26 protein-coding genes are annotated in these 23,454 nt (G+C 70.5%); 13 read left to right on the top strand and 13 right to left on the bottom strand.

Features of this window, described 5'->3' with window-relative positions:
- Positions 1-36 precede the first annotated feature (36 nt).
- The 3 genes from HW130_RS23760 to HW130_RS23750 are packed head-to-tail and all read left to right on the top strand — an operon-like array spanning position 37 to position 2,049.
- Positions 37-909: an AraC family transcriptional regulator gene (locus tag HW130_RS23760; protein WP_177151704.1), complete on the top strand. Its 873-nt coding sequence runs from the start codon at positions 37-39 to the stop codon at positions 907-909.
- A 10-nt stretch (positions 910-919) separates the two neighbouring features.
- On the top strand, positions 920-1,744 hold the full coding sequence (locus HW130_RS23755; protein WP_309140543.1) for an AzlC family ABC transporter permease: 825 nt from the start codon (positions 920-922) through the stop codon (positions 1,742-1,744).
- The gene (locus tag HW130_RS23750; RefSeq protein ID WP_177151703.1) at positions 1,741-2,049 is read left to right on the top strand and encodes an AzlD domain-containing protein; all 309 of its coding nucleotides are present in this window, start codon (positions 1,741-1,743) and stop codon (positions 2,047-2,049) included. The genes HW130_RS23755 and HW130_RS23750 overlap by 4 nt, the downstream gene beginning before the upstream one ends.
- 82 nt (positions 2,050-2,131) lie before the next feature.
- Here HW130_RS23750 and HW130_RS23745 read toward each other — a convergent pair whose 3' ends face one another.
- Positions 2,132-3,067, bottom strand: a complete 936-nt coding sequence (locus HW130_RS23745; protein ID WP_177151702.1) for a hypothetical protein — start codon at positions 3,065-3,067, stop codon at positions 2,132-2,134.
- Positions 3,068-3,146: 79 nt separating this feature from the next.
- Here HW130_RS23745 and HW130_RS23740 point away from each other — a divergent pair, with 79 nt between their 5' ends.
- From HW130_RS23740 to recX, 4 genes are all read left to right on the top strand, one after another.
- Positions 3,147-3,341, top strand: coding sequence for a DUF3046 domain-containing protein (locus HW130_RS23740; RefSeq protein ID WP_177151701.1), 195 nt, complete (start codon positions 3,147-3,149; stop codon positions 3,339-3,341).
- Positions 3,342-3,525: 184 nt separating this feature from the next.
- On the top strand, positions 3,526-4,686 hold the full coding sequence (locus HW130_RS23735; protein WP_218183912.1) for an AI-2E family transporter: 1,161 nt from the start codon (positions 3,526-3,528) through the stop codon (positions 4,684-4,686).
- Between the two features lie 315 nt (positions 4,687-5,001).
- Positions 5,002-6,126, top strand: a complete 1,125-nt coding sequence (gene recA / locus HW130_RS23730; protein WP_177151699.1) for a recombinase RecA — start codon at positions 5,002-5,004, stop codon at positions 6,124-6,126.
- A 3-nt stretch (positions 6,127-6,129) separates the two neighbouring features.
- A complete protein-coding gene (recX, locus tag HW130_RS23725; RefSeq protein WP_177151698.1) occupies positions 6,130-6,699 on the top strand; it encodes a recombination regulator RecX in 570 nt (189 codons plus the stop codon).
- A 959-nt stretch (positions 6,700-7,658) separates the two neighbouring features.
- On the opposite strand, the gene HW130_RS23720 is transcribed toward recX, so the two are convergent.
- From HW130_RS23720 to HW130_RS23685, 9 genes are all read right to left on the bottom strand, one after another.
- The gene (locus tag HW130_RS23720; RefSeq protein WP_177151697.1) at positions 7,659-8,018 is read right to left on the bottom strand and encodes a hypothetical protein; all 360 of its coding nucleotides are present in this window, start codon (positions 8,016-8,018) and stop codon (positions 7,659-7,661) included.
- Positions 8,019-8,825: 807 nt separating this feature from the next.
- Positions 8,826-9,212, bottom strand: coding sequence for a rhodanese-like domain-containing protein (locus HW130_RS23715; RefSeq protein ID WP_177151696.1), 387 nt, complete (start codon positions 9,210-9,212; stop codon positions 8,826-8,828).
- Positions 9,209-9,769, bottom strand: a complete 561-nt coding sequence (locus HW130_RS23710; RefSeq protein ID WP_177151695.1) for a cysteine dioxygenase — start codon at positions 9,767-9,769, stop codon at positions 9,209-9,211. The genes HW130_RS23715 and HW130_RS23710 overlap by 4 nt, the downstream gene beginning before the upstream one ends.
- A 67-nt stretch (positions 9,770-9,836) precedes the next feature.
- Positions 9,837-9,908 carry a putative leader peptide gene (locus tag HW130_RS37035; protein WP_309544753.1) on the bottom strand — a complete coding sequence of 24 codons (72 nt, stop codon included), beginning with the start codon at positions 9,906-9,908 and terminating at the stop codon, positions 9,837-9,839.
- A gap of 47 nt (positions 9,909-9,955) precedes the next feature.
- Positions 9,956-11,551, bottom strand: a complete 1,596-nt coding sequence (locus tag HW130_RS23705) for an FAD-dependent monooxygenase (RefSeq protein WP_177151694.1) — start codon at positions 11,549-11,551, stop codon at positions 9,956-9,958.
- 175 nt (positions 11,552-11,726) lie between these two features.
- Positions 11,727-12,632 carry an amino acid ABC transporter permease gene (locus HW130_RS23700; RefSeq protein ID WP_177151693.1) on the bottom strand — a complete coding sequence of 302 codons (906 nt, stop codon included), beginning with the start codon at positions 12,630-12,632 and terminating at the stop codon, positions 11,727-11,729.
- Positions 12,629-13,297: an amino acid ABC transporter permease gene (locus tag HW130_RS23695; RefSeq protein WP_177151692.1), complete on the bottom strand. Its 669-nt coding sequence runs from the start codon at positions 13,295-13,297 to the stop codon at positions 12,629-12,631. The genes HW130_RS23700 and HW130_RS23695 overlap by 4 nt, the downstream gene beginning before the upstream one ends.
- 74 nt (positions 13,298-13,371) lie before the next feature.
- Positions 13,372-14,214: a glutamate ABC transporter substrate-binding protein gene (locus HW130_RS23690; RefSeq protein ID WP_177151691.1), complete on the bottom strand. Its 843-nt coding sequence runs from the start codon at positions 14,212-14,214 to the stop codon at positions 13,372-13,374.
- 51 nt (positions 14,215-14,265) lie between these two features.
- On the bottom strand, positions 14,266-15,048 hold the full coding sequence (locus HW130_RS23685) for an amino acid ABC transporter ATP-binding protein (RefSeq protein WP_177151690.1): 783 nt from the start codon (positions 15,046-15,048) through the stop codon (positions 14,266-14,268).
- Between the two features lie 308 nt (positions 15,049-15,356).
- Here HW130_RS23685 and HW130_RS23680 point away from each other — a divergent pair, with 308 nt between their 5' ends.
- Both HW130_RS23680 and HW130_RS23675 read left to right on the top strand, forming a co-directional pair.
- Entirely contained in the window at positions 15,357-16,064 is a 708-nt protein-coding gene (locus HW130_RS23680) for a response regulator transcription factor (protein WP_177151723.1), read from the top strand.
- A gap of 15 nt (positions 16,065-16,079) precedes the next feature.
- Entirely contained in the window at positions 16,080-17,474 is a 1,395-nt protein-coding gene (locus HW130_RS23675; RefSeq protein WP_177151689.1) for a HAMP domain-containing sensor histidine kinase, read from the top strand.
- Between the two features lie 38 nt (positions 17,475-17,512).
- Here HW130_RS23675 and HW130_RS23670 read toward each other — a convergent pair whose 3' ends face one another.
- Positions 17,513-18,511, bottom strand: coding sequence for a TAXI family TRAP transporter solute-binding subunit (locus tag HW130_RS23670; RefSeq protein ID WP_177151688.1), 999 nt, complete (start codon positions 18,509-18,511; stop codon positions 17,513-17,515).
- A 191-nt stretch (positions 18,512-18,702) separates the two neighbouring features.
- On the opposite strand from HW130_RS23670, the gene miaB reads away from it, so the two are divergent.
- Both miaB and HW130_RS23660 read left to right on the top strand, forming a co-directional pair.
- Complete coding sequence (gene miaB / locus HW130_RS23665) at positions 18,703-20,193, top strand: tRNA (N6-isopentenyl adenosine(37)-C2)-methylthiotransferase MiaB (protein ID WP_177151687.1); 1,491 nt, start codon at positions 18,703-18,705, stop codon at positions 20,191-20,193.
- Between the two features lie 298 nt (positions 20,194-20,491).
- Positions 20,492-21,199, top strand: coding sequence for a class III extradiol dioxygenase subunit B-like domain-containing protein (locus HW130_RS23660; protein WP_177151686.1), 708 nt, complete (start codon positions 20,492-20,494; stop codon positions 21,197-21,199).
- 57 nt (positions 21,200-21,256) lie between these two features.
- Here HW130_RS23660 and HW130_RS23655 read toward each other — a convergent pair whose 3' ends face one another.
- Together HW130_RS23655 and HW130_RS23650 are read right to left on the bottom strand one after the other, a co-directional pair.
- Entirely contained in the window at positions 21,257-21,502 is a 246-nt protein-coding gene (locus tag HW130_RS23655) for an antitoxin (protein ID WP_177151685.1), read from the bottom strand.
- A 33-nt stretch (positions 21,503-21,535) separates the two neighbouring features.
- Positions 21,536-21,772 (bottom strand): gliding motility protein, encoded by a 237-nt coding sequence (locus HW130_RS23650; protein WP_177151684.1) that lies wholly within the window; start codon positions 21,770-21,772, stop codon positions 21,536-21,538.
- A gap of 180 nt (positions 21,773-21,952) precedes the next feature.
- On the opposite strand from HW130_RS23650, the gene miaA reads away from it, so the two are divergent.
- Positions 21,953-22,891 (top strand): tRNA (adenosine(37)-N6)-dimethylallyltransferase MiaA, encoded by a 939-nt coding sequence (gene miaA / locus HW130_RS23645; RefSeq protein WP_177151683.1) that lies wholly within the window; start codon positions 21,953-21,955, stop codon positions 22,889-22,891.
- 106 nt (positions 22,892-22,997) lie between these two features.
- Positions 22,998-23,438, top strand: coding sequence for a hypothetical protein (locus tag HW130_RS23640; RefSeq protein WP_177151722.1), 441 nt, complete (start codon positions 22,998-23,000; stop codon positions 23,436-23,438).
- The last annotated feature ends 16 nt before the right edge of the window (positions 23,439-23,454 follow it).

Below are 23,454 nucleotides of genomic sequence, written 5' to 3'. Positions count from 1 at the left end.
AGGTCAGGGGCCAGGCCGGCGGCGCAGAATTGCCGTATGGAGACCGACGCGGCACCGGACCGGAAAGGCGAGTGGGCGCGGCACTGGCAGTACCCCGGCGTACCGGGTCTGGACCTGCTGCAGGCCCGCTATGTGCGTCACTCCTTCACCCGGCACACGCACGAGGGCTTCGTCCTCGGCGCCGTTCGCCGCGGCATCGAGGACGTGCTCATGCCGGACGGCACGATCAGTGCCAGGCCGGGCACCGTGGTGATGATCAACCCTGAGGTGCCGCACTCGGCGAAGGCGGGGGTCCCCGAGGGCTGGGTGTACTCGACCCTCTACCCGTCGTCCGAGCTGGTCGCGACGATCGCCGAGGAGGTGACCAGCCTGCGCGGCACGGCAGGCTTCGCGGAGACGATCGTCGAGGACCCGGACACCGCCCGTCTGGTGCACGAGGTGCACTGCGCCGCAGAACAGGGCAACGCGCTCGCTGCCGACAGCGTGCTGCGCCTCGCGGTCGCGCGGCTGCTGCGGCGCCACGGTCGCGCGCTGCCCGCCCGTGCGCCGCTCGCCTCCGGGGCCCGCACCGCGGAGCTCGCCCGGCAGCTCCTGGAGGAGCGGATGGCCGAGCCGCCGTCCCTGGAGGAGCTCGCACAGGAACTCGGCACGAGTCCCTTCGCGCTCCTGCGCGCCTTCAAGTCCGCGTACGGGCTGCCGCCGCACACCTGGCTGACGGACGCGCGCGTGCGCTGCGCCCGCCGACTGCTGGACGCCGGGACGGCGCCGGCCGAGGCGGCCGTCGCCGTCGGCTTCACCGACCAGCCGCATCTCAACCGTCACTTCACCCGGATCGTGGGCGTGCCTCCCGGGGCCTACCGGCGCGAACGCGCAAGAACGTACAAGACGCCTCACCGGAAGCCTGCGTAACGTCCCTGACGTGGCAGAACAGACAGCTCACCCAGAGATATCCGCGACCGCGGCACCGGGATCCGGGCCGCAGGGAGTGACCAAACCGGACTCGGCCGTCGTCCGGGACGCACTCGGCGTCGGGATCGCCGTCGGCCTGTCCGGATTCGCCTTCGGCGTGACGTCGGCGGGATCCGGTCTCACTCTTCTGCAGACCTGCGCGCTCAGTCTGCTGGTGTTCACCGGCGCCTCGCAGTTCGCGCTCGTCGGCGCCATCGCCGCGGGCGGCAACCCGTTCGCCGCCGCCGCGGGAGCGTTCTTCCTCGGCGTGCGCAACGCCTTCTACGGGCTGAGGCTGTCGCAGTTGCTCGCCCTGCCGCGCTTCCTGCGGCCGCTGGCGGCCCACTGGGTCATCGACGAGACCACCGCCGTCGCCCTCGCACAGCCCACGCGGCGCAGTGTGCGCATCGGCTTCACGGTCACCGGGCTCACCCTCTACGTGCTGTGGAACCTGACCACCCTCCTCGGGGCACTGGGCGCCGAGGCCATCGGCGACACCGACGCATGGGGACTGGACGCGGCCGGGCCCGCCGTCTTCCTCGCCCTGCTCGCACCCATGCTGCGCACGGCCACCGAGCGCGCGGTGGCCGGGCTCGCGGTCGTGCTCGGACTCGGATTCCTGCCCGTCCTGCCCGCCGGAGTGCCGGTGCTGGTGGCGGCGCTGGCTGCGCCCGCCGTGCTGTGGCTCAAGGGCCGTGCGATCGGTCGGGCGGACCGGGTCGCCGGCCGTGGACGCGACGGAGGAAAGACCGACGGGACGGCGCGTACGGCCCGTGGGAAGGGAGAGGACCGTTGAGCGTCTGGATCGCGATCGCGGCGACCGCCCTCGGCTGCTACCTCGTCAAACTCGCCGGCCTGCTGGTGCCCGCCGACACCCTGGAACGTCCGCTCGTGCAGCGGCTGGCCGCGCTGCTGCCCGTAGCCCTGCTGGCCGCGCTCACCGCACAGCAGACCTTCAGCGTCGGCGACACCCTGGTGCTCGACGCACGGGCGGCCGGTCTGGGCGCCGCAGCCGTCGCCCTCGTACTGCGCGCCCCCTTCCTGGCGGTCGTCGGAGCGGCCGTGGCGGTCACGGCGGGCGTACGGGCGCTCGGGGGCTGAGCGGCCACGCGCGCGTGGCCGTCGTCGTCACCCGCGCGTGTGCGCACCGGCGCATGGACCAGCCCGCCGGGGCCTTGGTGGATCAGCCGATGGGACGGCCGTACGCCTGGAGGGTCCGCAACGCCTCGACGGTCGCCAGCGGCCGGGCCTCCAACGCCGTCCCGGGCGCCCACGCGCGGTAGGTGATCGGCCATCCGCCGTCCGGCTCCTGCTGCGCCGTCAGGTGCTCCAGGGAGAGGGCCATCTCCTCGTCCGTGAACCAGCGGCGGGCCAGGGAGGCCGGCGTGGGCGCGTAGTGGTGCGGGAAGTGGTGCTCGCCGGGCGCGTAGCCCGGCGCCACCGGCTGGTCGTCGAGCCGACGCGGATCGAGGGCGACCAGTCGCTGTTCGCGGACCATCCGGCCGAGCCGGTCGGCGGCGGCCTCGGCGCGCGAGCGGTCCGGGGCGCTGTCCAGGAAGGCGACCGCCGCCTCGATCTCGTACGGATGGGACTTGTCCAGGGCGTCGACGGCCGCCCAGCAGAAGTCCGTGGCCCGGAACAGCCAGGCGTGCCACACCTGATTGCGGTGCAGCAGGCCCACGACCGGGCCGGTCGCCAGCAGTTCGCTCGGCGGGTCGTCGACGATCGGGAGGAACGGCGCGGCCGGATATCCGCGTTGGGACGGGTGGATGGCAGGCAGCGCGCCGTCCGATGTCGACACCTGCGTGAAGTAGCGGCAGATCCGCTCCACGCGCAGACCGCCGCAGCGGCCGATGGAGTCCAGCACCCGAAGGGCGTGCGCCGTGTGCAGGGGCTGGCTGACGGGGCCGCGCAGATCGGGTTCGAGCGCGTGGCCGTAGCCGCCGTCCTCGTTGAGGTACGCGGCGAGAGCCGTCTCGACGGCGTCCGAGCCGCCGTCGAGGAAGTGGTACGCGAACCGCCGCTGTTCGAGGACACGGGCGGTCAGCCAGATGAAGTGCTCGGCGCGGGCGAGAGGAGACGTGAGAGGGGCCTCATGGGTTGCTCCGGTTCCAGCCATGTTCCGACGGTAGGGCGGAAAGGGCTTCAGGCAAGCCCGACGGGCGGGGCTGCACTCTCAGGGGCGGGATACTGGGGGCATGCGGTTGACGATTTTCTGGGAGCGGATGGCCGACCACTTCGGCGCGGCCTACGCCGACTCGTTCGCACGCGATCATGTGATGGCCGAACTCGGCGGCCGCACGGTCCATGAGGCGCTGGCCGCGGGCTGGGAGGCGAAGGATGTGTGGCGCGGGGTCTGCGCCGCGATGGACATCCCCGCCGACAAGCGCTGAGACACCGGGCGGACCACCCCCTGTCACCGGCGTACGGGACACTTGTTTGGTGGACCGGACCGACAGGAACGCCCAGAACGAGACCACCGCGGACGCGACCGAGCGGGACACCACCGCCGCCCCCACCACACCGCCGGGGACGCCCCCGCCGACCGCGGCCGGCGGGAACGGCGGTCCCGTCCGCATGCCGCGCTGGCTGCCGCGCGCCATGGTGCTGGCGCTCGCGCTCTACGCCTGCTTCCAGCTCGGCAGCTGGGCCTTCCACCAGCTCATCGGGCTGCTGATCAACATCCTGATCGCGTTCTTCCTGGCGCTCGCCGTGGAGCCGGCCGTGGGACGCATGGCCGCGCGCGGTATGCGCCGCGGGCTCGCCACATTCCTGGTCTTCATCGCGGTGCTGGTGGTGGGAGTCGGCTTCGTCGTTCTGCTCGGCTCGATGCTGGCCGGGCAGATCATCGACATGGTCGAGGACTTCCCCAAGTACCTCGACTCCGTCATCCGCTGGATCAACGGCATCTTCCACACCGAGCTGTCCCGGGTCGAGGTGCAGGACAGTCTGCTGCGCTCCGACTGGCTGCGGAAGTACGTGCAGAACAGCGCCAGCGGAGTGCTCGACGTCTCGGCGACCGTGCTGGGCGGGCTGTTCAAGCTGCTGACGATCTTCCTGTTCTCGTTCTACTTCGCGGCCGACGGACCGCGGCTGCGCCGCGCGCTGTGCTCGGTCCTGCCGCCGGCCAAGCAGGCCGAGGTGCTGCGAGCCTGGGAGATCGCGGTCGACAAGACCGGCGGATACCTCTACTCGCGCGGACTGATGGCGCTGATCTCCGGCGCCGCCCACTTCGTCCTCCTGGAGATCCTGGGGGTGCCGTACGCTCCCGCACTCGCGGTTTGGGTGGGCCTCGTCTCGCAGTTCATCCCGACCATCGGCACCTACCTCGCGGGCGCGCTGCCGATGCTGATCGCGTTCACCGAGAACCCCTGGTACGCCCTGTGGGTGCTCGGGTTCGTCGTGGTGTACCAGCAGTTCGAGAACTACGTGCTGCAGCCCAAGCTGACGGCCAAGACGGTGGACATCCATCCGGCGGTCGCCTTCGGCTCGGTGGTGGCGGGGACGGCGCTGCTGGGGGCGGTCGGCGCGCTGATCGCGATCCCTGCGATCGCGACGCTCCAGGCGTTCCTCGGTGCCTACGTGCGGCGGTACGACGTCACTGACGACCCGCGTGTGCACGGACACCACCGGCCACGCGCGAGCCGGGCGCTGGCCCAGATCCGGGGCGCAATGCGGCGCGGCCGGGGGGCACGGGACACGGATGCGTCCGGCCCGAGGAGCTCCCCGGAGGCGTGACCTGCGGCGGGGCCGTCCGACCGACTGCCCCGCCGGTACCGGCACGGACATGGTGCGGCCTCTTCCACCGGCGTCTTTGTCCACGCCGGACGACCGGAGGACCCTGGAGCTGTGCCGCCGGGCGGGGCCACGCCGGACGGTGTGGTGCGCTTGACACCAAAATCGAACATCCATTCTCATGGGGTTCCGGCCCGGATCTCGGCGGAATCCCGCGAGTTATCCACAGGCTGGGAGGGACGGCGGGGCCCATTGTCAGTGGCAGGGGTTAGCGTCTTTGACGTGAAGCGATCGACTCAAGCAAATCGGGTGGAACCCATGGCAGGAACCGACCGCGAGAAGGCGCTCGACGCCGCGCTCGCACAGATTGAACGGCAATTCGGCAAGGGCGCCGTGATGCGTCTGGGCGAGCGGCCGAACGAGCCCATCGAGGTCATCCCCACCGGGTCGACCGCGCTCGACGTCGCCCTCGGCGTCGGCGGCCTTCCCCGCGGCCGTGTGGTGGAGGTCTACGGCCCCGAGTCCTCCGGCAAGACGACTCTGACCCTCCACGCGGTGGCCAACGCCCAGAAGGCCGGCGGCACCGTGGCCTTCGTGGACGCGGAGCACGCACTCGACCCGGAGTACGCGAAGAAGCTCGGCGTCGACATCGACAACCTGATCCTGTCCCAGCCGGACAACGGCGAGCAGGCGCTGGAGATCGTCGACATGCTCGTGCGCTCCGGCGCACTCGACCTGATCGTCATCGACTCGGTGGCCGCCCTGGTGCCCCGGGCCGAGATCGAGGGCGAGATGGGCGACTCGCACGTGGGTCTGCAGGCGCGGCTGATGAGCCAGGCGCTCCGGAAGATCACCAGCGCGCTCAACCAGTCCAAGACGACGGCCATCTTCATCAACCAGCTCCGCGAGAAGATCGGCGTCATGTTCGGCTCGCCGGAGACCACGACCGGTGGCCGCGCGCTCAAGTTCTACGCGTCGGTGCGTATCGACATCCGCCGTATCGAGACGCTCAAGGACGGCACCGAGGCCGTCGGCAACCGCACCCGCTGCAAGGTCGTCAAGAACAAGGTCGCGCCGCCCTTCAAGCAGGCCGAGTTCGACATCCTCTACGGCCAGGGCATCAGCCGCGAGGGCGGCCTGATCGACATGGGCGTGGAGCACGGCTTCGTCCGCAAGGCGGGCGCCTGGTACACGTACGAGGGCGACCAGCTCGGACAGGGCAAGGAAAACGCGCGCAACTTCCTGAAGGACAACCCCGACCTCGCCAACGAGATCGAGAAGAAGATCAAGGAGAAGCTGGGCGTCGGTGTCCGCCCGGAGGCGCCGGAGGCCGAGCCCGGCGCCGACGCGGCAGGCGCCGCGGCGCCCGAGGACGCGGCGAAGTCGGTCCCCGCTCCGGCTTCCAAGGCGAAGTCGGCCAAGACGGCGGCGGCCAAGGGCTGATCCATGGCCCGGCGTACCGAATGGCCGGGCGACAGCGCCGACTCGTCGAGGGCCGAGCAGGCGCTGCCGCCCCAGGATCCGGGGGAGCGGGCGCGGGCGATCTGCCTGCGCCTGCTCACCGGGACGCCCCGCACCCGCAAGCAGCTGGCGGACGCGCTGCACAAGCGGGAGATCCCCGCGGAGGTGGCCGAGGAGGTCCTCTCGCGTTTTGAGGACGTGGGGCTGATCGACGACGCCGCCTTCGCCGGCGCCTGGGTGGAGTCGCGGCACCACGGCCGTGGCCTCGCCCGCCGGGCGCTGGCCCGTGAGCTGCGGACCAAGGGCGTCGACGCCACGCTGATCGACGAGGCGGTGGGCCGGCTCGACGCGGACCAGGAGGAGTCGACGGCACGGGAGCTGGTCGAGCGCAAACTGCGTGCCACCCGTGGCCTCGACCGCGACCGCCGCCTCCGGCGCCTCGCCGGGATGCTCGCCCGCAAGGGATATCCCGAGGGCATGGCGCTCAGGGTGGTCAAGCGCGCCCTCGAGGAGGAGGGCGAGGGCACCGAGGACCTGGACGAGGCGGGCGCCTAGTAGTGCTTTGTCAGGTGGTGTCGTAGGGCATGGCGTTGGGTGTCGGCAGGTGGGGGGAGGTGCTGGTTCCTCAGGTGTTGGAGGAGGCCCAGGGCCTGGTAGCTGGGTCGAGGTGCCCGGCTATCGACTGCATCGACCTGCGCCAGCCGTCCAGCAGCAGCCCCCCGCAGATATGATCACTCCGCAACAGCGGCGCGCCCCCTGTTAGCTTCTTCGTGGTCCCTGCAAGAGGGCCGCTGGCCTCCGGGCCCGGCATGACTGTTCCTGTCGAGCGGATGACCTGGGGGTGTCACCGGGCCCGAGGGGTGATGTCGGAGTCGCTGATCAGAGGCCCGACCACCACCGCCCGGCCGGGCGCAATGCCAGGCCACGAGTGGGCGGTAGGTCTGGATAATCTGCCAGCCGGTGCCATCCGGGCCCAGTGCAAGGTGCATGCGAGCGGCTCTGCATGATCAACGGTCAGTTCATCAAGCTCGGCAACGCGGCATGCCGGGAAGAGCGTCACCGTCGTCATCGAGGACACCAACTACCGGATCCTGCACGGGGAGGACGAGCCACAGTCAGGCCCCGCAAGAACCTCGGACCGATCACCAGGCTCTACGTCAAAGGCATGGGCACGCAGAAGGGCCGTCAACGATCTCCTGACGACAAGCCGTCAAGGAAGTCCTGAGACCTCACAACGACAGGTAGTCACACACGAGCAACGGTGCCCTCCGTCAAGGTTCCGATAATTCGCATGTCACTGGCCCCTGGACCGACGATCACTGACGCCGGGCATGGCTCGAAGCTCTCAGGAACCCGGTGACAGCGCATCCAGTCTCTGGAAGCAGCATCACCTCGGGCGGAACTATAGAACCCGCGCTCACCCGACGACAGCCGGGCCATTGGCCTGGCCAGCAACAGCCCGAACAACCGAAACGGCCCGCCGAAGAACCGACGGACCGTCACGAAGATCGAGGCTAACGAGTGGACTTTGTGATGATGCCGCCGTAAACGACAGCGGTGAGTGGCGGGCAGAAGACTATGGAGAGTCCGCTGCTCTTCCAAACCGTCGCATCTCGAATGACGAGATCTCCACCGGCGCGAGGCCGGCACGTCACCGTCGCCTTGTAGCTTCCGCCATTGCTGTTACGGCAGTGGGCCTCCCAGCCGTTCTGGTTCTGGCCGTTGGAGCAGCTGGTCGGATGGGCCATGATGGATACATCATTTGAGGCCGGTACATATTCGGCGGGGGCCGCATTGGCAGTGCCTTGGAGTCCGATAGTGAAACAGGCTGCGATCCCCATGGTGACCTGCAGTGTCGAACACAGCTTCTTCATTGCCGCTGATCCTTTCCCGATAGATCCGGCCGTTTTCTAGGCGCGGGTATCGATGCCCGCGCCGGTGGCTTTGGAGTCTCCCTGGCAGTACGCGTAGGACCATCCCCTCTTTTTCCACGGGCCTACGTACTCCCACGCCTTCCCGCTGGAGTCCTTGCATTGGACGACAGCCCGGTAGGAGCCGCCGTTGTGGCTTTCGCAACGCGCAACCCCGCCCCATTTGCCGTTGGGCACCTCGTAGTGGCAACCGCTGGGATGCGCCGTGGCGCCTACCTCGGAAGCTGATGCAGGAGCCCCGAAGCTAAGCGCGAAGGAACTGGCCAGCAGCACTCCAAGTGCCCGCTTGGTGACGGTCCGTCGAATGCGAGTGCTTTTCAGCAATTTTCTTTACCTACTCCTTCAGCGGTAAACGCTTGAGGTGTTATCAGCCAGGACAGCGGGCGGCATGGCTTGATTTGAATGCCACGCTTCCCCTCTTGCGTGCGAAGGGATTTTCCGTCTCCCGCACGGCCATGACAATTCCATGCCTGCCGGAGCCGCGCAAGCGTAAAAGCCCTCGTTTGAGGGTTACTTGAGCATCGCATCCGTGGAGGTCGATGGGAAGGGTGCAATATGCGACATGGCCGCTTTCTCGGAATAATGGAAAGGGTTGATTCCGGTAAGCGGCTGGCTGGATTCCGTAAAAATGAATTCCGGCCGCAGGGTGGCCGGAAGTCGCCAAACTTATGCCCGCGGTCACGCTCGGCCGAGGACGGACTCACCCGGACCCCCGCCCGGCCTGGCTGACGCCGGCTCGTGGGCCGTCCTTTACCGGGCTACTGGGAGACCCGACGCCTTCCAGGCCTGGAAGCCGCCGACGAGGTCGGTCGCACGACGCAGGCCGAGCTGGTGCAGTGAGGCCGCGGCGAGGGAGGACGCGTAGCCCTCGTTGCAGATCACCACGATCCGCAGGTCGTGCCCCGTCGCCTCCGGCGCGCGGTGGCTGCCCTGCGGGTCCAGCCGCCACTCCAGCTCGTTGCGTTCCACGACCAGCGCGCCGGGGATCAGACCGTCCCGCTCGCGCAGCGCCTGGTAGCGGATGTCCACGAGGAGCGCTCCGTGCTCGGCCGCCTCGTATGCCTCCCGCGGCCCTACGCGCACCAGCCCTTCCCGTATGCGCTCCAACAGCTCGTCGATGCCAGGGCGTTCACTCACTGCCAGTCCTCCGGACGCTCGACCTGCTCCAGCCGCAGCACCGCGCCCGACCGGCTGAAACGCCGCATCAGCGGGAGCGGCGGATAGTACGCGTGCACGGAGACGGCGTGGACGGTGGACGACTCGTTGAGCACTTCGTGCACGTGGTGCTGTCCGAAGGCCCGTGCCCGGCCCGCACCCAGGTGGCGCACGCGGTCCACGCCGTCGTTCAGTTCGAGGGTCTTCCAGCCGCTCGCCGGGAGCCGGACGGCCAGGGAGTGCTCCGTCAGCTGCCCCTCGGCGGTGGCGAACGCACCCAGGGACTCGGCGTGGTCGTGCCAGCCGGTACCGGTGCCGGGCGGCCAGCCGATCAACCAGGCCTCACTCCCGCGCGGACCGTCCAGCCGCAGCCAGGTGCGGCCCTCGGGGTCGCGTGGAAGGGAGGCGATCAGTTCCTTGTCGGCAGCGGCGCGCTGTACGAAGTCGAGCAGTTCGGCGGCGGTCGGCCCGCCCGGCTGGAGGGCGTCGGCCGGGCGCGGAGATGAGGTGGCAGCGGATGCGGGAGCAGGGTGGGACACGGATACCGTCCTGGAAGTTCGCTGGAGAGCGCGCGGGCACAGCAGGCCACGGCGCGGGGAAGGCGATTCAGCAGGACGGGCGACACACGCAGCCCGCGTAGCGGACGAGGTCCATATGGACCCTCCGCCACAGGCGCACATCGGTGTCGGTCACGATCCGGAGTACACCATGTGCACCCGCGAGGGTCAATTGATGTCCGCAGTGCGGCCGGCGCGAGCTGTGGACGGTGCGCCGCCGCGGACCGTGTCCGCCGCCGCGTGCAGCTCGGCGGGCCGTACACCGGCGAACGCGGCCGCCAGATGCCCGTCCGGCCGGACGAGCAGCACCGTGTGCGCCGCCGCACCCGGATAGCTCTCCGTTACCAGCAGCTCCGCCGGGACCGGAAGCCCGGCGACGGCCTCCGCCAGCCTCGGCATCACCCCGGCGCTCACCCAGTGCCGCCGGTCCCACACGCCGGTGCCCGGCGCGACGAGGACGACGAGGAGGCGCCCCTGCCCCAGCCGGTCCCACAGACGTGCGGCCGTCCCGTCAGGAGCCGTCACCCGCACGTCCTCGACGGGGGCACCCGCGTCGGTGGCGACAGCGGCCGACGGGGTCACCGGCTCGGGTGTGAGCACCGAGTGGCCGTAGACGGGGGGCGCGCCGAGCGCGCCCTGACCGAGGTGGCCGTCGGTGAGCATCGTGTCGTGGCCACGCGCTGCTCCTGGCAGGTAGGTCCGCAGACCGCTGCCGCTGCGCAGTATCGGCAGCGACTGGTCGGCGGCGCGAAGCCGTGCGGCGACGGCGGTGCGGCGCTCGTCCTGGTAGCTGTCCAACAGGGTGTCGGAGGCCCCGTGGTGCCAGGCCTGAGCCAGCTTCCAGGCCAGGTTGCCGATGTCCCGCAGCCCCTCGTCGACCCCCTGCGTGCCGAGCGCACCGAGCAGATGCGCGGCATCGCCGGCGAGGAAGGCCCGGTCGACGCGCCAGCGGCGGGCCAGTCGGTGGTGAAGGGTGTAGACGCCGGTGTCGATCAGCTCGTACGGCGGGGTGTTGCCGCACCAGCCCGCCAGGGTGTCCCGCACCCGGGCCACCAGCGCCTCCGGGGTGACCAGTTCGCCGCGCGGCGGCAGCAGCCAGTCCAGGCGCCACACGCCGTCCGGCAGGGGGCGCGCGACGACCTCGGCACCCCCCGACGGCCACGGAGGACGGCGGTGCAGCAACGCCTCGCCGGACCAGGGGAGTTCGGTGCGCAGGGCGGCCACCGCATGGCGTTCCACCGCCGTACGGCCGGGGAAGCGGATGCCGAGGAGCTTGCGGACCGTCGACCTGGCGCCGTCGCAGCCGACGAGATGACTGCCCCGCCACCAGGTGCCCGAGGGCCCGCGGCTGTGCGCGGTGATGCCGCTGCCGTCCTGCTCCAGCGAGTCGAGGCGGCTGTCGGTGACGAGCCGTACGAGGCGCTGCTCGGTGACCGCGTCCCGCAGGCCGCGGGTGAGCGCGTGCTGCGAGATGTGCAGCGGAGCGGGTGTGAGGCCATCGCCGAGAGGCAGGTGCCGCACCTCCTGCCTGCGCCGCATCGACCGCCACCCCGTCCAGCGGACGCCCTCGTCACGCAGGGTGCCGCAGCCGAGCCGTTCCACCAGGGCGGCCGTGTCCGCGCGCAGGACGACGGTGCGGGCGGGCCGCGGCTCGTTTTTTCCGTTGCTCTCGTCGAGCACGACGGAGGGGACGCCCTGGGACGCGAGGGCCAGGGACAGGGCCAGGCCGACCGGGCCCGCCCCGACCACGATCACCGGGTCCACGAGGTGACTCCTCGGGCGCGAAGGGTCATGCGAAGAGGTGCGGAGGGAGCCCGGTGCGCGATCACAGAACGTATGCAACTCACTGCCGCTGCCTGCGTCAAGCGACACCGGGGTGCGGCGAGGGGCGGCGGCCATATGGCCACCGCCCCTCAGCGGTCGGACATCCGATGAACCGTCAGACAGCCCGCCCGTTGTCGGTCTTGGCGACTCCGGGCTCCCCGACGGGCTCCTCCGCGCCGCCGGGTGCGGTCAGGACCGCGCCCGTGCTCTTCTTGCCCCGTCGCAGCCTGCCCTCCAGCCAGGAGGCGAAGGTCGTGAGCAGGAGGTTGAGGAGGATGAAGATCACCGCGACGACGATGAAGCTCGGGATGGTGTTCGCGTAGTTCGCGGCCAGCGTGCTCTGAGCGCTGAGCAGCTCGGTGAAGGCCAGCAGCGCGCCGCCGAGCGCGGTGTCCTTGACGATCACGACAAGCTGGGAGACCAGTGCGGGCAGCATCGCGGTCACGGACTGGGGGAGCAGGACGCTCGTCATCGTCTGGCCCTTGCGCAGGCCGATCGCCTTGGCGGCCTCCGTCTGGCCCTTGGGCAGCGACAGGATGCCTGCGCGGACGACCTCTGCGAGGACCGACGCGTTGTACAGCACGAGGCCGGTGACCACGGCGTACAGCGGGCGGATGTCGCTGCTGATGGCGTCGGAGTTCGCGTAGAGCTGGTTCGCGAACAGCATCAGGAGGAGGACCGGGATGGCGCGGAAGAATTCCACGACGACCCCGGCGGGGACGCGGACCCAGCGGTGGTCGGAGAGCCGGGCGATGCCGAAGACCGCACCCAGCGGAAGCGCGATGACCATGGCGAGGGCTGCTGCCTTCAGCGTGTTGCCGAGGCCGGGCAGGAGATAGGTCGTCCAGGCCTGAGCCTCGGTGAACGGCTTCCACAGGGACGACTCGAGCTGCCCGTTGTCGCCCAGGACGCTCAGGACCCACCAGATGCCCAGCACGAGCACGGCGAGGAAGGCGACCGTGTAGACGATGTTGCGGCGCTTGGCCCGGGGGCCCGGAGCGTCGTAGAGGACGGACGTCATCGCTTCACCGCCATGCGCTTGCCGACCCAGCCGAGGATGAGTCCGGTGGGAAGGGTGAGAACCACGAAGCCGAAGGCGAAGACCGCCGAGATGAGGACCAGCTGTGCCTCGTTCTCGATCATCTCCTTCATCAGGAGAGCCGCCTCCGCGACGCCGATGGCCGCAGCGACGGTGGTGTTCTTGGTGAGCGCGATCAGCACGTTCGTGAGTGGACCAATGACCGAGCGGAAGGCCTGCGGGAGCACGATGGTCGTCAGGACCTGCGTGAAGCTCAGACCGAGAGCGCGTGCCGCCTCCGCCTGTCCGACCGGCACGGTGTTGATGCCGGACCGCACGGCTTCGCAGACGAAGGCCGCGGTGTAGACCGAGAGCCCGAGGACAGCCAGCCGGAACGGCAGAGCCTCGAAGTCGTCGGGAACCCCCAGGGTCATTCCGAGGGTGTCGGCGAGACCGACCGAGGAGAAGACGATGATCACCGTCAGGGGGATGTTCCGGACCACGTTCACATAGACCGTGCCGAACGCGCGCATCAGAGGCACCGGGCTCACTCGCATCGCGGCGAGGACGGTGCCGAGCACCAGGGAGCCGATTCCGGAGAGGACGGTGAGTTTCACCGTCATCCAGAACGCCCCGAGCAAGTCGTAACCTTCAAGAAAGTCGAACACGATCTCCCGCGCTTCCGCGTGTGGGAGGGCCCGGCGCGCCGCCGTCAGCGGCGGCGCGCCTCGTCAGCCCTGCTTCACTTGACGATGTTGCCGATCTTCGGGGCGGGCTCGTTCTGGTAGTTGGCCGGGCCGAAGTTGGCCTTCACGGCCGCGTCCCAGGACTTGTCCTGGACCATCTTCTCGAGGGCGGCGTTGATCTTCTTGACCATCTCGGCGTCGCCCTTCTTGACGCCGATGCCGTAGTTCTCGTTGCTCAGCTTGAGGCCGGCGATCTTGAACTTGCCCTTGTACTGGTCCTGGGAGGCGTAGCCGGCGAGGATCGAGTCGTCGGTGGTGAGCGCGTCGACGGCGCCGCTCTGGAGGGCGCCGAGGCACTGGGAGTAGGTGCCGTACTGCTTCAGCTGGGCCTTCGGCGCGAAGTCCTTCTTCACGTTCTGCGCGGACGTGGAACCGGTGACCGAGCAGAGCTTCTTGCCGTTGAGGTCGTCACCCTTGCTGATGTTGTCGTCGGCGCGGATCAGCAGGTCCTGGTGGGCGAGCAGGTACGGGCCGGCGAAGTCGACCTTCTGCTTGCGCTCGTCGGTGATCGAGTACGTGGCGGCGATGAAGTCCACGTCGCCGCGGGCCAGCGCGGTCTCGCGGTCGGCGCTCTTCGTCTCCTTGAACTCGATGTCGCCCTCGGCGTAACCAAGCTCCTTGGCGACGTACTTGGCGACGTCGACGTCGAAACCGGTGAACTTGCCGTCCGGCGTCTTCAGGCCGAGGCCGGGCTGGTCGTACTTGATGCCGACGGTGATCTTCTTGTCGCCGCCGTCGCCCGAGCCGGTGTCCTTGCCGCCGTCGGAGCCGCAGGCCGTGGCCGACAGGGCGAGCGCGAGGACGGTGGCCGAAGCGGCGGTGACCTTACGAAGCTTCATGATGTGACTTCCCTATGTTGACGCGAAGTGGTGGATCAGCTGATCCAGGACTCAGTGGTGAAGGATCTTCGACAGGAAGTCCTTGGCCCGGTCGCTGCGCGGGTTGCTGAAGAACTCCTCGGGCGTTGCCTCTTCGACGATCTTGCCGTCCGCCATGAACACGACCCGGTTCGCGGCGGATCGGGCGAAGCCCATCTCGTGGGTGACGACCACCATTGTCATCCCGTCACGCGCCAGCTGCTGCATGACCTCGAGAACCTCGTTGATCATCTCGGGGTCGAGAGCCGACGTCGGCTCGTCGAAGAGCATGACCTTCGGATCCATCGCCAGCGCCCGTGCGATCGCGACGCGCTGCTGCTGACCGCCGGAGAGCTGGGCGGGGTACTTGTCGGCCTGAGCGCCGACCCCCACCCGGTCGAGCAGCGCCCGCGCCTTCTCGACGGCGGCCTTCTTGTCCGTCTTGCGCACCTTGACCTGGCCGAGCGTCACGTTCTCCAGCACGGTCTTGTGCGCGAACAGGTTGAACGACTGGAACACCATGCCCACGTCGGCGCGGAGCCGTGCGAGCTCCTTGCCTTCCTGGGGCAGCGGCTTGCCATCGATCATGATGGTGCCGGAGTCGGTCGTCTCCAGGCGGTTGATCGTGCGGCACAGCGTGGACTTTCCGGACCCGGACGGTCCGATCACCACGACAACTTCGCCGCGCGTGATCGTCAGGTCGATGTCCTGGAGCACATGCAGCGCGCCGAAGTGCTTGTTCACGTCGCTCAGTACGACCAGGTCGCCCGCAGCGGGTACGGCTTCGTCGCCCTTGGTCACTGACACTCCGCTCATCGGCTTCTTGCTCCGTCCTCCTCGGTTGCAGAGGACCCTAAGCACGCAGTGCGACGACAGTCATTACATCTGAGGGGAAATTGAGCATAACGATCCGGTCGCAATCGGACACTCTGCGTGAACAGGGCGGTGATCAGGGTACCGGGTGGGTAACGGAAACCCCTGTGTAACAGGATGCCCCTTGACTCGGTGCGGGGACATCGGCGTTCATGCCCTGTTAGGTGCCGGGCCAATGCCCTGTCACGCTCACGTCCACAAGATCCCGCGTCGCCGACCGTACGACCATGACGCATGAACGTAGGGGGCCCATGAGGCTGCTGCTCGTCGAGGACGACGACCACGTCGCTGCTGCCCTGTCCGCGGTGCTCGCGCGGCACGGGTTCCAGGTCGTCCACGCCCGCAACGGCGAGGAGGCGCTGCGGGCCGTGCTCCCCGACAGCCACCCCGACAAGCCGCCGTTCGGCGTCGTGCTCCTCGATCTCGGCCTGCCCGACCAGGACGGCTACCAGGTCTGCGGCAAGCTGCGGAAGCTCACCTCCACGCCCGTGATCATGGTGACCGCGCGTTCGGACGTCCGGTCCCGCATCCACGGGCTCAACCTCGGCGCCGACGACTACGTGGTCAAGCCGTACGACACCGGTGAGCTGCTGGCCCGTATCCATGCCGTCAGCCGGCGCACCACAGCGGGCGATGACGCCCCGCAGGGATCGACCGACGACGCCCTGCGGCTCGGCGCGGTCGTCATCGAACTGCCCACCCGGCGCGTCAGCGTCGACGGCTCCGATGTCCAGCTCACGCGCAAGGAGTTCGACCTGCTGGCGCTGCTCGCGCAGCGGCCCGGAGTCGTCTTCCGTCGCGAGCAGATCATCAGCGAGGTGTGGCGCACCAGCTGGGAAGGGACCGGCCGCACGCTGGAGGTGCACGTCGCGTCCCTGCGCTCCAAGCTGCGCATGCCGGCGCTGATCGAGACCGTGCGCGGCGTCGGCTACCGGCTCGTCGCGCCCGCCGGGGCGTAAGGCCGGCCGTTCCCGGTGCGTACCCGACTGCTTCCGCTGCTCATCGTGCTCATGGCCGGTGTGCTGCTCGCGCTCGGCTTCCCGCTGGCCGTGAGCATCGCGGCCGCCCAGCAGCAGCGCGTCGTCGTCGACCGGATCGACGACACCGTGCGCTTCGCGGCGCTGGCCCAGTTCGTCACGGAGGGGCCGTCGGTGACGGACGAGCGCCGCTCCACCCTCCAGGAGCAGCTCGACCGCTATTACGACACGTACGGCATACGCGCGGGCGTCTTCTACCGCGAGATGGACTCCATGGCGCGCGCGCCGCAGACCTGGACGCTGCCGGGGGAGGGCGAGGGGCACGAGGCCTTCGAGCAGGCGCTCACCGGCCGGCGCAGCCAGGACCCGCCGCAGGTCTGGCCATGGCAGCGGGGCGAGCGGCTGGTCGTCGCCTCACCGGTCGTCCGGGACGGGGACGTCGTCGCGGTCGTGTTCACCGACTCGCCGACCGGCCAGCTGCGTTCACGCGTGCTGCAGGGCTGGCTGCTCATCGCGGCCGGTGAGTGCGCGGCGATGCTGCTCGCCGTGGGCGCCGCGTTCCGGCTCACCGGCTGGGTGCTGCGGCCCGTACGCGTCCTGGACGCGGCCACGCACGACATCGCCACGGGCCGGATGAACTCGCGGGTCGCCGCCGCGGGCGGTCCGCCCGAACTCAGGCGGCTGGCGCGCTCCTTCAACGAGATGGCCGACAACGTCGAGGAAGTCCTCGAACAGCAGAGGGCCTTCGTCGCCGACGCCTCCCATCAGCTGCGCAACCCCCTGGCCGCCCTCCTGCTGCGCATCGAGCTGCTGGCGCTGGAGCTGCCCGAGGGCAACGAGGAGATCGCCTCGGTACGCACCGAGGGGAAGCGTCTCGCCCAGGTGCTCGACGATCTCCTGGACCTGGCGCTGGCCGAGCACGCCGCCGCCGACCTCCAGCTGACCGACATCGGCGAGCTGGCCGCCGAGCGGGTCGCGGCATGGCGGCCGCTCGCGGAGGAGAAGGGAGTCCTGCTGGGTGGGGACACGGCGCCCGTCACCGCGTGGGTGGACCCGGTCGCGCTCTCCAGCGCCCTGGACGCGGTGATCGACAACGCCCTGAAATTCACTCCGCGCGGGGAGTCGGTCGCCGTCGACGTCACGTCGAACGGCACCGCGTCCACGGTCGTGGTGACGGACGGCGGCCCGGGGCTGACGGACGAGGAACTGTCCCGTATCGGCGACCGCTTCTGGCGCAGCGGCCGCCACCAGAACGTGAAGGGGTCGGGCCTCGGGCTCTCCATCGCCCGCGCGCTGCTGATGGCGGGCGGCGGCTCGATCGACTACGCCCACCACGAGCCGCACGGCCTGCGCGTGACGGTGAGGGTGCCGCGCACGCCGCCGGGCGGCTGAGGCCGGGCGGTGTTGCCCGCCTCCCGGCCCCCGGACGGCTACGGCTTGGCCGACCGGTAGTAGCGCCGGGCGCCCTCGTGGAGAGGCAACGGGGCCGTGTAGACCGCGGTGCGCAGATCCACCAGCTGGGCCGGGTGCACCGTGTTGCCGATGTGATCGCGGCTGTCGATCACCGTCCGCGTGAAGCCCTCCGTCATCGCCGCGTCCGTCCGTTCCGTGGTCACGAGGAGGTTCGCGACCGCCACGGTGGACACGGGCGTCCCGCCCTGCGCCTGCATGTACGCGTCCGCCGGCATCACGGCGGAGCGGTAGTAGCTGGTCGTGTCGCCTGTGGCGTGCAGTTTGTCGACGAGCTCCGGTTCCAGCGGGACCAGCCGCACGTCGAACCGCTCGGACAGTTCCTGGATGGTGCTCGTGGGCAGGCCGCCCGACCAGAAGAACGCGTCGAGGCTGCCGTTCTCCAGCCGCCCGGGCATGGTGTCGATCCCGGCGGGGACGGGCGTGATGTCCCGCTCCGGATCGAGACCCGCCGCGGTCATCAACCGGTCGGCGACGAGCCGGACACCCGACCCCTGCTGGCCGACGCCCACCACCTTGCCCCGCAGGTCTCCCACCGACGAGACCGGCGACTTCTGCGGCACGATCAGATGCACGTAGTCGTCGTAGAGCCGCGCGCAGCCGCGCAGCCTGTCGGCGCCGGGCAGACCCTCCCGCTTGTACTTGGCGACCGCGTCGGCCGTGGCGATGGTGAAGTCCGCCTCGCCGGACGCCACGCGCGCGAGGTTCTGCTGCGAGCCCTCGCTGGTGATCAGGTCGATCTCCACATCGGGCATGTCCTTGGCCAGCGCCTGCTCCAGAAGCACGCCGTAGCGCTGGTAGACGCCGCTGCGCGACCCCGTGCTGAAGGTGAGCTCCCCGCTCGGCGACGTCCGCCCGATCGGCAGCAGCCACCAGAGCAGCAGCCCGAGGGCGACGAGAGCGGCCGCCGACCCCGCGAGGGCACGACGGCGGCTGATGTGGAGGCCGGCCGGGAACATGGCGCGATCCTGCCAGCTCACCGGCCGTGCTGGCCAGGCCCCTCCGCCGCGGAGAGGTCCCGCACGCCCGGGCGGTCCGGTGCGGACGGGGCCGTGCGCCGGCGTGGTCCGGCGGCGGACGGGGGCCGTGTGTACGGGCCGCCGAAGGCAGGGGCGGGGCGGCCCGGGGACCCCGTACCCTGGTTGGCGCGATGAGTGCGAAAACTTACGAGGTGCGCACCTACGGGTGCCAGATGAACGTCCACGACTCCGAGCGGCTGTCGGGCCTGCTGGAGGACGCCGGTTACGTCCGCGCGCCCGAGGGGGCCGACGGTGACGCCGATGTCGTCGTCTTCAACACCTGCGCGGTGCGGGAGAACGCCGACAACAAGCTCTACGGCAATCTCGGCCGCCTCGCGCCGATGAAGGCCAGGCGCCCCGGGATGCAGATCGCCGTCGGCGGCTGCCTCGCGCAGAAGGACCGCGACACCATCGTCACGAAGGCGCCGTGGGTCGACGTCGTCTTCGGCACGCACAACATCGGCAAGCTTCCCGTGCTGCTCGAGCGTGCCCGCGTCCAGGAAGAGGCGCAGGTCGAGATCGCCGAGTCGCTGGAGGCGTTCCCCTCGACGCTGCCGACCCGCCGCGAGTCCGCGTACGCCGCCTGGGTCTCGATCTCGGTCGGCTGCAACAACACCTGCACGTTCTGCATCGTCCCCGCGCTGCGCGGCAAGGAGAAGGACCGCAGGCCCGGCGACATCCTGGCCGAGATCGAGGCACTCGTCGCAGAGGGCGTGTCCGAGATCACCCTGCTCGGCCAGAACGTCAACGCCTACGGCTCCGACATCGGCGACCGCGAGGCGTTCAGCAAGCTGCTGCGTGCCTGCGGCACGATCGAGGGCCTGGAGCGCGTCCGCTTCACCTCACCGCACCCGCGCGACTTCACGGACGACGTCATCGCGGCCATGGCGGAAACGCCGAACGTGATGCCGCAGCTCCACATGCCGCTGCAGTCGGGCTCGGACACGATCCTCAAGGCGATGCGTCGCTCGTACCGGCAGGAGCGCTTCCTCGGGATCATCGAGAAGGTGCGCGCCGCCATTCCGCACGCCGCCATCTCCACCGACATCATCGTGGGCTTCCCCGGCGAGACCGAGGAGGACTTCGAGCAGACGATGCACACCGTGCGCGAGGCCCGGTTCGCCAACGCCTTCACCTTCCAGTACTCCAAGCGCCCCGGCACACCCGCGGCGACCATGGAGGGCCAGATCCCCAAGGAGGTCGTCCAGGAGCGCTACATGCGCCTGGTCGCACTCCAGGAGGAGATCTCCTGGGAGGAGAACAAGAAGCAGGTCGGCCGCACGCTCGAGGTCATGGTGGCCGAGGGCGAGGGCCGCAAGGACGGCGCCACGCACCGGCTCTCCGGCCGCGCCCCCGACAACCGCCTCGTGCACTTCACCAAGCCGGACACCGAGGTACGCCCCGGTGACGTCGTCACGGTGGAGATCACCTACGCCGCTCCGCACCACCTGCTCGCGGAGGGCGCGGTGACGGCCGTGCGCCGCACCCGCGCGGGCGACGCGTGGGCCAAGCGCAACGCGGCCGAGGCCGCGAAGCCGGCCGGCGTCATGCTCGGCCTGCCGAAGATCGGCGCCCCGGAACCGCTGCCGGCCGCGGCTGCGCCGGGCTGCGGCTGCGACTGACCCGCTCGCCGGGCCTCCGGCGGACTCGCGTCCGGCACGCGCGCGTGCCGCGGAGCGGCTCCGTGAGCCGGACGCGGCCGCGGCCGCGGCCGCGGGCCGCCTCGCCTGTGTCCGGTACATGCACGACGCGCGCGCGCCGGCCTGCGGCGATCTGCGGGCGCAGGCACAGGGGCTGGTGCGCCGGCGTACGAAGGCCGGTGGGCGCAGCCGAGCGGACGGAACCGGCGGGCCGGCGCCTCTACGAGGGGGGCGCGCGGGTCGGCGACCCGTGGCGTGACCACGCACTAGGCTGCCGATCATGCTTGTCGCCGCCGCCGTCTGCCCCTGTCCGCCCCTCCTGGTGCCCGACATCGCTGCCGGAGCCGCGCCCGAACTCGACGCAGCCCGCGACGCGTGCTCGGACGCCTTGGGAGTGCTCGCCGCCGCCAGGCCAGGCCTGCTCCTCGTGGTGGGACCGGCCGCCGAGGCCCAAAGCGGCACGTACCCGGCCGGCGCGCACGGCTCCTTCCGGAGCTTCGGCGAGGACCTGACCGTACGCCTGGGGGAGGGCCCCGGCCAGGAGCGGCAGCTGCCCCCCTCGCTCTGTGTGGCGGCATGGCTGCTGGAACGTGCGCACTGGGCCGCCTCTCCGGTCGAGGGCCTCGCCGTCGACGACCGGCTCGCCGGTGACCGCTGCGCCGCCGCCGGCCGCGAGGCCGCCGCACGGAGCGAGCGGGTCGCGATGCTGGTGATGGGCGACGGGAGCGCCTGCCGGACGCTCAAGGCCCCGGGCTATCTCGACGCCCGCGCGGAGGGCTTCGACCGCGAGGCCGCGCGGGCGCTGGGCGCGGCGGACACCGAGGCGCTGACAGCCTTGGACGCGGCGCTGGCCCGCGAAGTCAAGGCCGCCGGCCGTGCCCCCTGGCAGGTGCTCGCGGGGGCGGCCGAGGGCGCTGGGCTGGAAGGACGTCTGCTCTACGAGGACGCGCCGTACGGGGTGGGCTACTTCGTCGCCACCTGGTCCTGACCCGAAGAAGCGCCGACGGCCGCGGAGCACTCGCTCCGCGGCCGTCGGTCGTTCGCGTCAGGGAGTCGGCGGCGTGGTGCCGTGGCCCTTCTCGTCCCGGTGCGCGATGCGGCCCAGGGCCTCCTTGGCCTTGCCTGTGCCCGTCTCGATCTTGCTGCTGTACTTGCCCTTGGTCTTGTCGTCAACCGTCTTGGCGGCCCTGTCGAGGCCCTGCCCGATCCTGCCCTCGTGCTGCTGGGCCAGGTGGGTGACCTTGTCCTTGGCCGGGGCGAGCTTGGCCTTCAGGGTGTGCAGGAAGCCCATGGTTCACCTTCCCTCGTCATCCCTTGTCGGGGATTACTTACGGGCGCCTTCGCCGGCTTCGCTGTCCGCCGCCTCCTCGGCGGACTGCTGCTTGGGGATGTCGACCCCGGTGGCGGCCGTGCCCTCACCGAGCGCGCCGTCGGCACCGGCTTCGGAGTCGGACGGGGCGCCGGCCGGGGGCTCCGTCGCCACGGTGGCGAGGGGGGCCTCTTGGTCCGACGCCTCGGCGGTCGCCCCAGGCTTACCGCGGAACCATGAAAAAACGCCCATATCTGCTCCATAGCGTACTCGTGAGGCGAAGTTCCGCGTCACCCGGAGCGTCCCATTGCGCCGCTCGCGGGTACCGGTCCGAAACCGGCGCCCGGAACCTCGCAACAGGCAACGACCCCGGCCACCCGCCGTCACCTCGCTCGTTCGGGGAGCGGTGCCCGGGTTTGCGAGACTGGGGCGGTGAGAAGTACAGCTCCCGCACCGCGGGTCATCGCCGTCGTCGGTCCCACCGCGGCCGGAAAGTCCGATCTGGGCGTCTTCCTGGCCCAGCGGCTGGACGGCGAAGTCGTCAACGCCGACTCCATGCAGCTGTATCGGGGGATGGACATCGGCACCGCCAAGCTGACGGACGAGGAGCGCGGAGGCGTCCCCCACCGCCTGCTCGACATCTGGGACGTCACCGAGACGGCGAGCGTCGCCGAGTACCAGCGGCTCGCCAGGGCGGAGATCGACCGGTTGCTCGCCGAGGGCCGCACCCCCGTTCTCGTGGGCGGCTCCGGGCTGTACGTACGCGGGGCGATCGACGCCCTCGAATTCCCCGGCACCGACCCTGAGGTGCGCGCCCGGCTGGAGGAGGAGCTGACCGTGCGCGGCTCCGGGGCGCTCCACGCCCGTCTCGCCGCCGCCGACCCGGAGGCGGGCCGCGCGATCCTGCCGAGCAACGGGCGGCGCATCGTCAGGGCCCTCGAGGTCATCGAGATCACGGGCAGGCCCTTCACCGCCAACCTCCCCGGCCACGACTCCGTCTACGACACCGTGCAGATCGGCGTCGACGTCGAGCGGCCCGAGCTGGACGAACGGATCGCCCTGCGTGTGGACCGCATGTGGGAGGCGGGGCTCGTCGACGAGGTACGCGCCCTGGAGGTCCAGGGGCTGCGCGAAGGGCGCACCGCGTCCCGCGCCCTGGGCTACCAGCAGGTGCTCTCCGCGCTCGCGGGTGAGTGCACCGAAACCCAGGCGCGCGAGGAGACGGTGCGCGCCACCAAACGCTTCGCCCGCCGCCAGGACTCCTGGTTCCGGCGCGACCCGCGGGTGCACTGGCTCAGCGGCGCGGTCCAGGACCGCGCGGAACTTCCGCAGCGTGCGCTGGCGTTGATCGAACGAGCGGTCACAGCCTGATCACGTGATGGCATCGGGACGCTCCGCCCGTCAGTCCGGCCACCTGGAGCGTGCCATCATCGAGCATCGATCGACAGTTGAGTCCGAGTTGGGAGGGCGCGTGGCGATGGAGGCCGGCCCTCGCGACACCGAGCGGGAGCGCCGAGATGCCGCCGAAGGCACCTCGGGGCTGAGCCCGGACGGTCCCGACGAGCAGGAAGTGCTCACCGACGAGGTCGAGGTGGAGCTCCGTCCGCAGCGGCGCCTGCGCATCTGGCAGCTCGCCCCGATCGTGGCGCTCGCCGCCATCGGCTCGCTCATGTTCGCCTTCCCTCTCGCCTTCGGCACGGGGGACGGCGGCGCGGTCGTCGCCATGCTCGGGCTGCTGATCAGCTGCTGTGCGGCCGGCTGGGGTGTGATGGCGGCCCGCCGCGTCGGGCACACCTGGCCCGGCCTGCCTGTCCGGGGCTCCGGCGAGCGCCCCGACTGGCGTGTCATCGCTCTCTACGTCGGCGTGGGCACGGTCCTCGTCGCCCTCGCGGTCTGGCGGGTCGCGCGCCTGCGCTGAGCGCCGGCCCGCGCCC

Origin of the sequence: Streptomyces sp. PKU-EA00015, assembly GCF_013387495.1 — a bacterium.
In the GTDB taxonomy this organism is placed as follows: Bacteria; Actinomycetota; Actinomycetes; order Streptomycetales; family Streptomycetaceae; genus Streptomyces.
This window is presented reverse-complemented; position numbering and strand designations above follow the sequence as displayed.